A 14987-nucleotide genomic window follows, 5' to 3' on the forward strand; every position below is an offset into this window, starting at 1 on the left:
GGTTTATTTTACAACTTCTAATATAGTATTCCATTTTTCTCCTGGATGATTGGTTATAGTGTAAGCATCGTTTAAAAGTTTTAAAGAAGTTTCAAGATCACTTTTTTCACTTATGTATAGTTTTGCAATAATATCATCCTTATGCACAGGATCTCCTATTTTTTTCAATATTTCTATTCCAACACTGTGATCTATTTTATCTTCTTTCTTGCTTCTTCCCGCTCCTAAATAGTTACAGGCGATTCCTACTTTTTCAGTGTCTATAGTTGATATATAACCTTCTTGTTTTGCCTTGAATTCGACAATCTTACCGGAAATTGGAAGAATTTCTTCAGGTCTTTCTATAACTTCACCTTCTCCTTCCTGAGCTGTCACAAAATCTCTAAACTTTTCTAACGCTTTTCCACTAATTAAAGAATCTTTTGCCATTTCCAGACACTTCTCAAACGAACCCTTTTCAGCAAGATAGCACATCCATGCAGCTAACGTGATGCACAATTCCACAAAATCTTCTTCGCCCTTTCCTTTTAAAGTGTAAATAGCTTCCAGAACTTCTAATGAATTGCCCACAAATCTTCCAAGAGGCTGGTTCATGTTAGTTAAAACAGCAACTGCCTCTTTGTTGTGAGACTTTGCAATTCCAACCATAGCTTCTGCAAGTTCTTTTGCGCTTTTTAAATCTTTCATAAATGCGCCACTTCCGACTTTTACATCGAGAACAAAAGCATCTGCTCCTCCAGCAAGTTTTTTACTCATGATACTTGATGCTATCAGGGATATTTCATCTACAGTTGCTGTGGCATCTCTTAATGCGTATATTTTTTTATCAGCAGGGGCAAGATTCGCTGTCTGACCAACAACTGCTATTCCATATTTGTTAACATTTTCAAAAAACCTTTCCAGACTTAAACTTGTTTGAAAGCCAGGAATCGACTCGAGTTTATCTATGGTTCCACCAGTATGCCCAAGGGCTCTTCCAGACATTTTTGCAACAGGAACACCTAATGAAGCAACTATAGGTGCCACCACCAGAGTCGTTTTATCACCGACCCCACCTGTTGAATGTTTATCGACTTTTTTACCTTTTATTGGACTGAGGTCTATCATATCACCAGAATGCGCCATTATTTCTGTAAACATTGCTCTTTCTTCTTTGTTCATATGTTGAAAATATACAGCCATTAAAAAAGCAGACATCTGGTAATCAGGGATCTCGCCCTTAACAAATCCTAAAACCATGTATTCCATTTCTTCTTTTGAAAGAGCATTTCCATTTCTTTTTTTAAGTATAATGTCATACGCTCTCATTTTTTACATCCTCCTGTTTTACATAATCTTTTGGTAAAATTACTTTGAACATTGTTCCAACTCCAGGTTTACTTGAAAATTCTATAGTTCCATTATGCCTTTCCACAATAGTTTTTACAATAGAAAGGCCAAGCCCTGTTCCGCCCATTTTCCTGCTTCTTGCCTTATCAACTCTATAAAATCTTTCAAAAAGTCTTTTTTGAGCTTCTTCTGGAATACCCACACCTGTGTCTTTTACTATGAAGATGACGTTTCCATTGTCGTTATAACTACGCACTGTTACTTTCTTTTCTCCTTTTTCTTTCAAAGAAGTATATTTAACAGCGTTATCCACAAGATTTAATATCATCTGTATAAGTCTATCATGATCACCTACTAAATCCAACTCGTCAGGATATTCGAATTCCACTTCTACTCCGTAATCTTCAGCCAATGGTTCTATAATATGTCTTACATGCTCGAGAACATCAGCAAAATTCAATTTTTCAAATTCAAAGCTCGTTTCTCCAGATTCAAGTTTTTCCAGATCAAGAAGATCGTTTATCAGTCGAGTCATTCGTGCTGCTTCTGATTCAATTATTCTCAAAAACCTTTTAACAAGTTTTTTATTACTTAAATCATCATCAATTAAAGCCTCTGCATAACCGTGTATAGAGGTAAGAGGTGTTCTCAGTTCATGTGATACATTGGAAATAAATTCGTGCCTTATCTTTTCGAGGGTACGTTCTTTTGTAATATCATACAGCACTATAATGTATCTATCGTTGTTCCCTTCAAGTTGAACAGGAACAATTTTAACAACGTAATATCTTTTTTCACCATCAACATAAAGTGTAATTTCACCCGATTGTAATTGCTTGGTCTTGACAGCTTCATCAAACATTTGATTAACAAAATACTCTTCGAAAACCTCGTAGATTTTCCTTCCTTCTACTCCAGGTCTTGTGATATCTCTTCCAGCTATGTTTGCAAATGTTATTGTACCATCACTTTTGGCTATTATAATAGGATCAATTATATTGTTAAGAATTGTTAATTGATTTCTTCTTGAAATGTCGAGTTCATAATTTTTTTCTTCGAGTTCCTTGATTCTTTTCTTTACTTTTTCAGCAATATAAAGGTGGGGAGAATCTACATCCTCCCCAATTACCTCTGCCACTTTTCTAAAACTATTTTTGTACTCTTTTAATTCTTTAAGCGCTTTTCGATAAAATGTAAAGAGTGTAAAAGAAATTGTTCCAAGAAAAATTAGCCAGAAATACAGCTTCATTCATTAATCTTCCTTTCCAGGGTCTCTGAATTTGTACCCCTTTCCACGTACGGTAACAATGTATTTTGGGTTTGATGGGTCCTCTTCTATTTTTGTTCTCAACCTTCTTATGTGAACATCAACTGTTCGTGTGTCCCCAAAATAATCGTATCCCCATAGTTTGTCGAGAAGAACATTTCTGGAAAATACTTTACCTTCATTTTCTGCAAGAAATCTTAACAGGTCAAATTCTAATGGGGTTAAATTTACCTTTTTACCTTTGATTTTAACTTCGTATTTGTCAACGTCTATTTCTAAATCTTTCGCGGTTATCTTTTTCGGTTTTTCTTCTTTAACCTGAGCAGACATTTGCATTCTTCTAAACACAGCTTTGATTCTTGCAAGCAATTCCCTTATACTGAACGGTTTTGTAATATAATCGTCTGCGCCAAGTTCAAGACCCAAAACTTTATCGAACTCTTCTCCTTTTGCACTTAAAAAGATTACAGGTGTTAATTTGTACTTTTCCTGACTCCTGATGTTTCTAACAAAGTCAAAACCATCCATCCCTGGAAGCATTATATCAACCAAAAACATGTCTACTTCTTTATCTTTCAATTCTTCCAATGCTTTTTCAGCATCTTCAACTGGTATTACTTCATAGCCTTCTTTTTCTAAACTAAAACTTACAAGCTCAAGAATTTCAGGCTGATCGTCAATTACCATAATTCTTCGCTTTCCCATAAAAAAACCTCCCCTCGTTCTAATAATTAAATGTTAACTGATATATCTGTGAAACATTATATCATACTTTTTAACAAAACGGAAATACTTTTACTGAATTTTGGAACAAAATTTATGCTAAAATCAAATTAAGATACGGTTTCACAATTTATCTCTACAATTTCTTACAAAGGAGGGAAAATGTATGATATATTTTATACCACCAGTTTTAGCTATTTTCTTTGCTTTGTTAAACTATTCTCTTGTGGTGAAACATTCAGAAGGTACCGATAAAATGAAAGAAATTTCACAAGCTATACGTAAAGGTGCTGACGCCTTTATTTCTCATGAGTACTCTGTTGTTTTTAAATTGGCAGTTCCAATTGCTATTGTTATAGGAATACTAACAGCATGGTATGTGGGAGTTTCATTTTTAATAGGGGCAATTATGAGCTCTCTGGCAGGATTTATTGGAATGAAAATAGCAACTCGTGCAAATGTCAGGGTTGCTAATAAAGCACGGACTACGAAAGATATATCTCCCACTCTTAAATTAGCTTTCCAGGGTGGTTCAGTAATGGGACTTTCAGTTGGTGGATTTGCCTTGCTGGGATTAGTTATTGTGTTTTATCTCTTCAGACACCAGTTAGAACCTGATCAGCTTGTAATAGTAAAAAATTTTCTGGGAGTTAATTTCATTCCATTTGCCATGACTGTATCAGGTTATGCTCTTGGATGCTCTATAATTGCCATGTTTGATAGGGTTGGTGGAGGTGTTTATACAAAAGCAGCAGATATGGCAGCTGATCTGGTTGGAAAAACAGAACTCAAGCTTCCAGAAGATGACCCGAGAAATCCTGCCACCATTGCTGATAACGTCGGTGATAATGTAGGTGATGTTGCCGGATTAGGAGCAGATTTATTGGAGAGTTATGTTGGTTCAATTCTTTCAGCGATTGTTCTTGCGTCTTATATTTATGCTCTTTCTGGTTCTAAATTTTACGATACGGCGAAAAAATTAATTTATTATCCACTCAGTTATACAATGATAGGACTTTTAGCGAGCATAATTGGAATTTATTACGTTATTTTGAAAAAGGGTACCAAAAAACCCCACAGGGATCTGAACGTTGCCCTTTTTACTTCAGCTGCTTTAAGTTTATTGGGGAATTTAATTTTTACCATCCTGTTCTTTAAAGATGTGAAAAATCTTGAGGTATTTGGTTTTAAATTTGGAGCACTTTCACCTTATGCGGCTTCTGTCCTTGGTGTATTCTCAGGTATAATAATAGGACTTTTAGCTGAGTATTACACATCTGATGATTTTAAACCTACCAGAATACTTAGTGAAAAATCGAAACAGGGTACAGCAATTGTTATAAGTGGTGGAATGGCCCTGGGCATGAGAAGTGTGTTTTTGCCATCCCTTTTCTTATTCTTTGCAATTTTACTTGCGGACTACTTTTCAGGGATTTACGGAGTGGCCATGGCCTCTGTAGGTATGCTTTCATTTGTTGCGACATCAGTTTCAGTGGATTCGTACGGTCCTATAGCTGATAATGCTGGTGGTATAAGTGAAATGGCCGAGCTTGAGCCTCAGGTCAGAGAAATAACAGATAAACTGGACATGGTCGGGAACACCACCGCAGCCATAGGAAAAGGATTTGCCATAGGTTCAGCCGCACTTGCAGCTTTGTCTTTATTTTCATCGTACATCTTTTCTCAAGCTTCTCCCGGCCAGGTAGCTGCTGATGTTCTTGGTCTTTTGAAATTGAACATGATAAATGCACGAACTCTTTCTGGAGCCATTGTTGGTGCTGCTCTTCCATACATGTTCAGTGGTATACTTATAGAATCTGTAGTGAAATCTGCAGCTATTATGGTGGATGAAATTAGAAGACAGTTTAGGGAAATACCAGGTATTTTAGAGGGAAAAGCAAAACCAGATTATGAAAGGTGTATCACTATAAGCGCATCTGGGGCGTTAAAACAGATGGTTACACCTACGCTTATAGCAGTTACAACACCATTAATTTCCGGATTTTTGTTTGGCACAGAATTTGTTGGTGGTGTGCTTGTTGGAACTACATTAAGTGGAATAATGCTTGCCTTGTTTTCTGCAAATTCTGGTGGAGCATGGGATAATGCTAAAAAGCATCTCGAGCAGGGAAGACTTGAAGGTTTGGGAAAAGGAACACCTGAGCACAGTGCTCTTGTTATAGGGGATACAGTTGGTGATCCTTTGAAAGATACAGTGGGACCAAGTCTTGATATTCTTATAAAAATCATGTCTGTTGTTTCGTTGATAATGGCTCCACTATTTATGGTTTATCATTTGTTCTAAAATCGTTTCACTATTAACTAAAATTGATTTATTGGGAGGAATATTACTAAATTGAGATTTGCTGTAGGTAAATTTGTTCCAGTAGATTCGTATGTACACAGGCTTGATCCAAGGTCTAAAATATTGGCGACTTTTATTCTTGTTACTATGGTTCTTTTAGTACAGAATATACGGGGATATCTTATCCCCGGTTTTTTGTTTATATTAATTTCTTTTCTTTCGAAGGTGAATTTGATACTTTATTTAAGAAGTGTCAAAAATATGTGGGTTCTCATTACTTTTGCATTCATTATTCAATATATTTCTACAAACATTACTATGGCAGTATATATTACATTAAGATTAGTTTTCGTGATTATTTTTGCGTCTGTTTTAACGTATACAACTTCGCCGCTTCTTATTGCGAAAGGGCTTTCTGATATCATGAAATGGTTCGGGATAAAAGAAAGGCATAGGGAAGATTTCAGTATGATAATGACTATTTCCATGCGGTTTATTCCTATTCTTTTCGATGAGGCAGACAGAATAATAAAAGCTCAAATAGCAAGAGGTGCAAGATTTGATCAACCAGGAATAAAACATAAAATTAAAGCACTTATAGTGATAGTGATTCCTCTTCTTATTTCAGCTATTCGAAAAGCAGAGGAGCTTTCAATAGCCCTTCAAGCAAGAAAATATGGGGTAGGTCCAAGGACAAGTTATTATGAACTTCAGTGGAACGTTAAAGATACTATATTTATAATAATATCAATTTCAGGGCTTATGTTTGTAATTTTTTGGGGGTGATTTAATGATCTTTACACTTACAATGAATCCCTGTCTTGATAGATATATATATCTGGATAAACTGGTAGTTGATGATACAATAAGGGCAAGAAAAGTGGTTGATTACCCTGCGGGTAAAGGAATAGATGTTTCACGCGTTATAAAGGAACTTGGAGGTGTTTCCATAGCGGTTGCTTTAGTTGGTGGTGATACTGGTCGCAAGTTAGAAGAAATGCTTGATAAGGAAGGTGTTATATACAGTTCTATTCGAGTAAATGAAGAAACAAGGATGAACGTTATTCTTGAATCAAAAAATGGTCAGTATAGAATCAGCATGCCTGGCAAAAGAATTAGCAAGAAAAAATTACAGACAGTTCTGGAAGTGTTAAATGCTCTTGTTAGAGAAAATGATATTGTTGTTGTTTCAGGCAGTTTACCCAAAGGAATCTCACCTGACTTTTATACAGGTATAATTTTTGCTTTAAAACAGTGGGGAGCGAAAGTTTTCTTTGACGCAGATGGTGAGAAACTCAAAGCAGGGTTAATAGCTTCACCAGATGTGATTAAACCTAATATTCACGAATTTTCAAGAATAGCAGGAGAAAAATTCTCAATAGAAGATAAAAGAACCTTAATAAAAGAGGCGAGAATCTTTTTAGAAAAGTATGAGTTAAGTGAAATATTATTAACCCTTGGAGCAAAAGGTTCATTGCTTATTTCATATGATAAAGTATATTTTTCACCACCGTTAAAATTACCGGTGAAGAGCGCAGTTGGGGCGGGGGACTCGTTTCTTGCTGCGTATGTGTTGAAAATTGCGGAAGGTTTTGGACGTAAAGAAGCGTTCAAATGGGCAAATGCGGCGGGGAATGCTGCTGTCATGACGCCTGGAACACAACTTTGTAGAAAAAGGGATGTTGAAGAATTATTATCAAAAATAGAAATTTATGAGCTGAATTGAAAATTTATTCAAAATGTTAAAATTCAAAAAATCCATGCGCTGTCAAAAGACAGCGCATTTTTTCTGTAAATAAATATAATTTCGTTTAATGCTAATTTTTAAGCTTAGTTTTTTGAAAGCGAAAAGTATTACAATTTAATCGCTAATATGATAGGTGAATCATATATATTATCGAGGTGAAGAGAATGCCTGTTTATAAAGGAATATATTATGAAGTTTATGGGAAAGGTGAACCAGTTGTACTAACGAACGGGATAATGATGAGTACAGATAGCTGGAAATGGCATATTGAAAAATTGTCGAAATACTTTACGGTTATAGTCTTTGATTTTATTGATCAAGGAAAAAGCAAGAAAATGGAAAGGTCATATAAAATAGATTTGCAAGTAAAAGTACTGAAAGAACTTTTATATTTTTTGAATATGAAAGCGTACAACATTGTGGGGTTAAGCTATGGAGGTCAGGTGGCGTTAAAATTGGTTATAGATTTCCCTGATATTGTAAAAAAATTAGTACTTTCTAATGTAACTGCTAAAGTTGATAATTTTTTATTGTGTGTTGGAAATGTATGGGATTTTGCATGTAAGTTGAATGAAGGCGAAATATTTTATAACCTTGCACTTCCTTTTATCTACGGAAAATCATTTTACAATGACAATATTGAATTCTTGCTTCAGAGGAAAGAATTATTCAAAGAATATTTAACAAAAGAGTGGTTTGAAGGTGTTAGACGATTAATTAAATCAAATGAAGATTTTAACGTAACTTCTAAGCTGAAGAGTATTAAAGTTCCAACTTTATTGATTTGTTCTGATGAAGATTTTATTACCCCGTATCAGGATATGCTGGAAATGTCAAAAAATATTAAAAATTCTGAGGTTGTGACAGTTCATGGAGCCGGACATGGCCTTTTCCTGGAGAAAAAAGAATTATGGGTTAATTTAATTAAAGGTTTTTTAATGTGAGAAGTGATTCATTAAGATGAAAGGGGACGGAAACATGCACATTGGAATAATAGGATTGGGCGTATACGTTCCGGAGAATTACATGACATATAAAGATATATCGCAGATAACAGGTATACCAGAAAATGTTGTCAGAGATAAAATGGGAATTGTAAAAAAGCCGATTCCTTCGCAAAAAGATACCACAAGCTTTATGGGAATAATGGCTGCAAAAGAAGCTATTGAAAATGCAGGGATTTCCCCTGGAGAGATAGATGTTGTTATATGGAATGGGGCGCAACACAAAGATTATCCTAACTGGCTTGCAGGAGTTAAAGTTGCTTACGAGATAGGCGCATTTAATTCGTGGAGTTTTGATATGGAAGCGATGTGTGGTTCTATGATTGTGGGAATGGAAGTGGCGAAATCTTTAATGATGGCTAATTCTGATATAAATACAGTTTTACTGGTTAGCGGATATAGAAACGTTGATATGATCAATTATAATCATAAACCAACTTCTTTTATGTTTGATGTGGGAGCCGGGGGTTCTGCTGTTATCTTGAAAAAAAATGCCAGAAAGAATGTAGTTTTTTCAACTCATTCAATTGTTGATGGTAGCTTTTCAGAAGATGTTATTGTACCGGTGTTTGGTTCTAAAAAGTGGCCTCCAAAACGTGAAGATGTTGAAAACTTTTATTTTCACATTTACCAGCCCGATGTTTTTAAAGAAAAACTTTCGAAAGTGACTCTTAGTAATTTTTATGATGTGATTGATAAAGCTCTTGAAAAAAGTGGTTTTACACGTAAAGACATAGGATATCTTGCTATTTTGCATATTAAAAGGTCTGCACATATAGAAGTTTTGAAAACGCTTAAGCTGTCAGAAAACCAAACAACTTACCTGGAAAACTACGGTCACATTGGGCAAAATGATCAAATAATTTCCATTGTGGAAGGTTTAAGCTCTGGAAAAATAAAAAATGGAACTCTTATAGTAATGGTAGGTGCAGGTGTTGGCTGGACGTGGAATGCAGGAGTAATAAAATGGGGTGATTATAGAGAATGAGACGAAATCCGGTAAGAATAGATGGAAAGCTCACAAAGGATAAAATAATAAAAGCTTCTTATGAACTTTTTTCTTCGTTAAATTACAACGATGTTTCTGTTTCAAAAATAGTAAAAAAAGCAGGGATAAGTACAGGAGCGTTTTATCAGTACTTTTCCAATAAAGAATCATTGTTCAAAACAATAGTTCAGAAAATATTAAAAGATATGGCTGAATTTTTAAAGAAAGACACAGTAGAGAATGTAGTAGAAACTTACATAAATTATGCTTTAAAAAACAAGAAGAAAGTGAAAGTACTTCATGAAGCTGAATTTATTCATAATTGGGTTAGTGAAAGCTATGAGATGATTTTGAGAAACGTAACAGAGAAGTTTGTTTCAGATGATGCAGGTTATGTATTTTTTTGGGGATCTTTAAGGTTTTATGTTATTTATAACATTTTGTGGAAAGAACAGAGTGTTGATAATAAAGATCTTGTTACTTTTTTGAAAGTAGGTTTTGGGAAGCCAGATTATTCGGTTTCACCGGAAGTTTATGACTATAAATATACACCTGTGGCAATTGATCTGGAGAATACGAAATTAAAGCTCTTGATAAGCGCGGAAGAATTGTTTGGCAGAAAAGGTTATTCAAAGACTCAAATTTCCGAAATTACTCAAAACGCTGGAGTAGCTCAAGGAACGTTTTATATATATTACAAAAGAAAGAAAGAAATTTTAGAGGAGCTTGTAATGAAAACAAATAGAAATTTAAGACTTTCTGTAAAGCTGGCCGTTCAGAAATTTGAGAATAGAATTGACGCAGAAATAGCCGGTTTTTATGCTTTTTTAAAGTTTTTCAGTCACCATATTAACATGTACAAGATTGTTAGAGAAAGTGAATTTGTGATTCAAGAAAAGGTTCTGGAGTATTATGAAAAAATAAAAACTTCTTATCTTTTGCCATTAGAGCGGGCAATGGAAAAACAAGAAATTGTGAAATACGATGCTCATAATTTAGCAGTTTTTTTGATGGGTATAGGACATTTTTTAGGAATTGAACTACTATTAAAGAGAAAGGCAAATGATGCAGATATGATTCGTTTTTTAATAAAACTTTCAAAATATATAACAGGTGGTCTGGAGGTGTAGTCATGGATTGGAAAGAAGTGTATAATAGAAAAAAAGCTGATATTGAAAATATTATAAAGTTAGTTCATTCTAACTCTGTAATAGTCGTTGGTATGACACCCATGGAACCGAAAGTATTTTTACGAAACCTCCATAAAGCAGAAGCATCGAATGTGGATGTTTTCACATGTTTAAATACGGAAGAGTATGATTTTTTTATGGATGAAAAATTTGGTGGCCTTTTTAGAAACAATTCATGGTTTTTCGGAGCGTCTAATAGGAAAGCCTGGAAAGAAAAATATAAGACGGTATTTTATGTTCCAAACAATCTACATCAAGCGGGAACGAATTTACTTGAAACGCGTGATGTAGATCTATACATAGGCGTTGCTTCTCCTATGGATTCGAAAGGTTTTTTGACATTGTCTGCCAGTGTGGTATATGAAAAAGACGTTGTTGAAAAAGCAAAAAAGGTTGTTCTTGAGGTCAATCCGAATGCACCGAGAACGCACGGAGATACTCAAGTTCATATTTCTGATGTGGATTATATTGTGGAGGTAAACTACAAACTTCCGGAAGTGGAGCTTTTAGAACCTTCTGAACTTGAGAAAAGGATAGCTTTTAATATAGTAGATTTAATTCAGGATGGTTCAACTATTCAATTAGGAATAGGTGGAATACCAAATGCTGTAGCAAAATTTTTAGTTGAAAAGAGAGATTTAGGTGTTCATACAGAAATGTTTACAGAAAGTATGGTAGATCTTTTTGAGGCAGGAGTTATTAACAACAAAAGAAAAACATTATGGCCCGGGAAATTTGTTTGTACATTTGCATATGGGACCGAACGAATGTATCAATTTATAGACGATAATCCAGCTGTTTTTTTCTTGAGAGGAAGGTATGTTAATGATCCTTATGTGATCAGTCAAAATGAAAAAATGGTAAGTATTAATACAGCGTTGATGGTGGATTTAACGGGAAATGTATGTTCTGAGGCGATTGGTACCAATCATTATAGTGGAACAGGAGGTCAGCTTGACACACATCGTGGAGCTGTAAAAAGTAGGGATGGAAAAGGAATAATAGCCATAAGATCAACAGCAAAAAATGGGACTATTTCTACTATAGTTCCGTTGTTGCCAGAAGGCTCTCCTGTTACTATTCCAAGACAGGAACTTGATTATGTGGTAACTGAGTGGGGAGTAGTACAGTTGAGAGGTAAATCTGTTAAAGCAAGAGCAGAGGCTTTAATATCAATTGCTCATCCAGAATTTAGAAAGTATTTAAAAAAAGAAGCACAAAAGCTTGGATTAATTTGAGGGAGGGATAAGATGGTTTACATTTTAGGTGCTAAAAGAACAGCTATAGGAACGTTTGCAGGATCATTGAAAAGCATTCCTGCTCCAAAATTGGGAGCTATAGCAGCAAAAGCTGCTATTGAACAAGCAGGAGTTCCGGCCCGGGATTTTGATGAAACTATTATAGGTTCAATACTTACTGCAGGCCAGGGGATGGGACCTGGCAGACAGGTTGGAATTTACGCAGGAATTCCTGAAGAAAAGCCGGGATATACGGTTAATATGCTTTGTGGAAGCGGTATGAAAGCAGTAATGATAGGAGCTGTAGATATTGTCTCAGGGGAAGCTGACCTTGTTTTGACTGGTGGAATTGAAAATATGTCTTTGGCGCCATATTTGATACCACCTTCCGCAAGATATGGATTAAAATTTGGAAATTTTGAGGTTATTGATCATATGGTGTTAGATGGTCTAACAGATGTATTCAATAACGTTCATATGGGTATAACAGCTGAAAATCTTGCAGAGAAATATAATATTACCAGAGAAGAGCAGGACAGGTTTGCTTTTGATAGTCAGCTGAAAGCAAAAAAGGCTATAGAAGCTGGAAGATTCAAAGATGAAATTGTACCTGTTGAAATTGTCACCAGGAAAGAAACAAAGATTTTTGACACAGATGAGCATCCACGATTCGATATAACACTGGAAAAACTTGCTAAATTAAGACCGGCTTTCAAAAAAGACGGGACGATAACAGCAGGTAACGCAAGTGGTATAAACGATGGAGGAAGTGCGATAGTTCTTGCAGGTGAAAAGTATGTTGAAAAGAATAATTTAAAACCACTTGCTAAAGTGGTTGCATGGGCTCAAGCAGGTGTTGATCCTATGGAAATGGGGTTGGGCCCTGTTCCAGCTACTGAGAAGGTTTTAAAGAAAGCAGGATTAAAGATAGACGATATAGGACTTATAGAATTAAACGAAGCTTTTGCCGCACAAAGTCTTGCTGTTATAAAACTTTTAAGTGAAAAATTCGGAGTAGCAACGGAATGGATTCTGGAAAGAACCAATGTAAATGGCGGGGCAATAGCTCTCGGTCATCCAATAGGTGCAAGTGGTAACAGGATAATCGTGACACTTTTATATGAAATGATGAAGAAAAATGTAAAATATGGCCTTGCAACACTTTGTATAGGTGGAGGAATGGGAACGGCGGTTATAATTGAAAATTTAAATATTTAAAAGGAGGGATTTTTGTGAGGTTAAAAGATAAAGTCTGTCTTATAACAGGAGCAGCAAGTGGTATTGGTCGCGCGGCGAGTCTGTTATTTTCAAAAGAAGGGGCAATTGTAGTAGCATGTGATTTGTCTTCTGAACTCCTTGAAAAGTTGAAAGGGGATAACCCGGGACCGGGTGTCATTGAAACTTATGTTTTAAATGTTACAGACAGAGAACGAATAAAAGAAGTGGTCAGTGAAGTTATCGAAAAATTTGGGAAAATAGACGTTCTTGTAAATAACGCGGGTATAACAAGAGATTCTCTTTTACAACGAATGTCTGAGGAAGCCTGGGATGCAGTGATAAATGTAAATTTAAAAGGAGTTTTCAATATGACTCAGGCTGTGGCACCTCACATGCTTAGAGCAGGTAAAGGCAGCATAATTAATACTTCCTCTGTTGTGGGAGTTTATGGGAACATTGGTCAAACCAATTATGCTGCTACAAAAGCGGGAGTTATTGGTATGACGAAAACGTGGGCAAAAGAATTATCAAGAAAAGGTGCTCAAATAAGAGTTAATGCTGTAGCTCCTGGATTTATAAAAACACCGATGACGGATAAAGTTCCAGAAAAAATAGTTGAGGCTATGGAAGAAAAAACACCATTGAAAAGAATGGGGTTACCTGAAGAGGTTGCTTATGTATACCTATTTCTCGCCTCCGATGAATCATCATATGTAACAGGTCAGGTTATAGGAGTTGATGGGGGATTGACTATTTAAGTGTAAGGAGAAAGTCAAAATTTTAGGGGAGGTGGCTGCTCATGCGTAAATTTTTTGCGATTTTTGTTTTGATGATAGCGGTTTTAATTGTTGCCGAAATAGGAGTTTATCCTGAAAAAGTGGTTATAGGTAGTTTTCAGGCACTATCCGGTCCTTACGCAATAATTGGCCAGGAAATGACAAAAGGAATGAAAGCTTATTTCAACTGGATTAACAACAGGGGAGGATTATACGGCAGAAAAATAGAACTTATTGTCGCAGATGATCAATTGAATCCTTCAAAGACAGTTGTTGAGGTTAAACGTTTAGTTGAGCAGGATAAAGTTTTTGCTATTGTTGGAGGACTTGGAACTTACGGTTGCTTGGCAGTAATGGATTACTTAAATGAAAAAGGTGTGCCTTTTGTCTATCAAGGAGCCGGAACATCAAAGTTAGTTGTTCCACCAAAAAAATATATATTTGGGGTACAGCCAGACTATACATTGGAGGGTCATATCATAGGCAAATATCTTATAGAAGCACAAGATGCAAAAAAGATTGCTATTTTGTACATGAACAATGATATAGGAATAGAAGGTTACAATGCTGTAAAGGATCAACTTTCAAAGTATGGCATAGAACCTGCTTTTGAAGTTTCTTACAATCCTCTTGAAACTGATTACAGCGCACAGGTCTTAAACTTACTTGATGTGAATCCAGAATTTATCGTTATATATGGATTGATTACAGATACTATTAGATGGATTAAAACAATAAGAGATTATGGATTAGAAAGCAGGATAATAACAATATATCCAAATGCTGATCCAAATTTCATACGTCTTGCCGGAGACTATGCTGAAGGAATAATATTCACTGGTTGGGTACCATTACCAACCCCAGATAAACCTGAATATGTTAAAGATTTTGAAAGATATGTGAGAATTTTTCAGGAGACATATCCAGACCAGGTGCCTTCTTCTTATGCAGCGGCTGGTTTTATTGCAGCGGAAGTCTTTGTAGAAGGTTTGTTGAGAGCAGGAGAAAATCTTACAAGGGAGACACTTGTGAAAGCGCTTGAAAGTTTTGACCACTGGAGTGGAATTCTTGCAAAAGATATCACATGGAATCAAAATAGAAGACGTGGAAAAGATTCTATGTATTTATTAATAGTAAAAGATGGAACATTTACACCTTTGACAGAACTAATAACCTGGGATGGTAAATAAGAGAATAGCTGG

13 protein-coding genes are annotated in these 14987 nt (G+C 35.5%); 10 read left to right on the plus strand and 3 right to left on the minus strand.

Annotated elements, in window-relative coordinates; translation table 11 throughout:
- Positions 1-3: 3 nt before the first annotated feature.
- From JYK00_RS06715 to JYK00_RS06725, 3 genes are read right to left on the minus strand one after another with little or no spacing between them, the layout of a single operon-like run.
- Positions 4-1308 carry a thymidine phosphorylase gene (locus JYK00_RS06715; protein WP_207566151.1) on the minus strand — a complete coding sequence of 435 codons (1305 nt, stop codon included), beginning with the start codon at positions 1306-1308 and terminating at the stop codon, positions 4-6.
- A complete protein-coding gene (locus JYK00_RS06720; RefSeq protein WP_207566152.1) occupies positions 1295-2578 on the minus strand; it encodes a sensor histidine kinase in 1284 nt (427 codons plus the stop codon). Before JYK00_RS06720 ends, JYK00_RS06715 begins: the two co-directional genes overlap by 14 nt.
- A gap of 3 nt (positions 2579-2581) precedes the next feature.
- The gene (locus JYK00_RS06725; RefSeq protein WP_207566153.1) at positions 2582-3301 is read right to left on the minus strand and encodes a response regulator transcription factor; all 720 of its coding nucleotides are present in this window, start codon (positions 3299-3301) and stop codon (positions 2582-2584) included.
- A 184-nt stretch (positions 3302-3485) separates the two neighbouring features.
- Between JYK00_RS06725 and JYK00_RS06730 the strand changes: the two genes are divergently transcribed.
- The 10 genes from JYK00_RS06730 (at position 3486) to JYK00_RS06775 (ending at position 14975) form a co-directional block, all read left to right on the plus strand.
- Positions 3486-5624, plus strand: a complete 2139-nt coding sequence (locus tag JYK00_RS06730) for a sodium-translocating pyrophosphatase (protein ID WP_207566154.1) — start codon at positions 3486-3488, stop codon at positions 5622-5624.
- Between the two features lie 51 nt (positions 5625-5675).
- Positions 5676-6410: an energy-coupling factor transporter transmembrane component T family protein gene (locus JYK00_RS06735; RefSeq protein WP_207566155.1), complete on the plus strand. Its 735-nt coding sequence runs from the start codon at positions 5676-5678 to the stop codon at positions 6408-6410.
- Between the two features lie 4 nt (positions 6411-6414).
- A complete protein-coding gene (locus JYK00_RS06740; RefSeq protein ID WP_207566156.1) occupies positions 6415-7350 on the plus strand; it encodes a 1-phosphofructokinase family hexose kinase in 936 nt (311 codons plus the stop codon).
- Between the two features lie 185 nt (positions 7351-7535).
- Entirely contained in the window at positions 7536-8315 is a 780-nt protein-coding gene (locus JYK00_RS06745; protein WP_207566157.1) for an alpha/beta fold hydrolase, read from the plus strand.
- 34 nt (positions 8316-8349) lie between these two features.
- A complete protein-coding gene (locus JYK00_RS06750) occupies positions 8350-9363 on the plus strand; it encodes a 3-oxoacyl-ACP synthase (protein WP_207566158.1) in 1014 nt (337 codons plus the stop codon).
- Positions 9360-10493: a TetR/AcrR family transcriptional regulator gene (locus JYK00_RS06755; RefSeq protein ID WP_207566159.1), complete on the plus strand. Its 1134-nt coding sequence runs from the start codon at positions 9360-9362 to the stop codon at positions 10491-10493. Before JYK00_RS06750 ends, JYK00_RS06755 begins: the two co-directional genes overlap by 4 nt.
- A gap of 2 nt (positions 10494-10495) precedes the next feature.
- Positions 10496-11791, plus strand: coding sequence for an acetyl-CoA hydrolase/transferase family protein (locus JYK00_RS06760; protein WP_207566160.1), 1296 nt, complete (start codon positions 10496-10498; stop codon positions 11789-11791).
- Between the two features lie 12 nt (positions 11792-11803).
- On the plus strand, positions 11804-13009 hold the full coding sequence (locus JYK00_RS06765; protein WP_207566161.1) for an acetyl-CoA C-acetyltransferase: 1206 nt from the start codon (positions 11804-11806) through the stop codon (positions 13007-13009).
- 14 nt (positions 13010-13023) lie between these two features.
- Positions 13024-13767 (plus strand): 3-oxoacyl-[acyl-carrier-protein] reductase, encoded by a 744-nt coding sequence (fabG, locus tag JYK00_RS06770; RefSeq protein ID WP_207566162.1) that lies wholly within the window; start codon positions 13024-13026, stop codon positions 13765-13767.
- A gap of 41 nt (positions 13768-13808) precedes the next feature.
- Positions 13809-14975, plus strand: coding sequence for an ABC transporter substrate-binding protein (locus tag JYK00_RS06775; protein ID WP_207566163.1), 1167 nt, complete (start codon positions 13809-13811; stop codon positions 14973-14975).
- The last annotated feature ends 12 nt before the right edge of the window (positions 14976-14987 follow it).

It is taken from the genome of Thermosipho ferrireducens, assembly GCF_017358165.1.
Taxonomy (GTDB): Bacteria; Thermotogota; Thermotogae; order Thermotogales; family Fervidobacteriaceae; genus Thermosipho_B; species Thermosipho_B ferrireducens.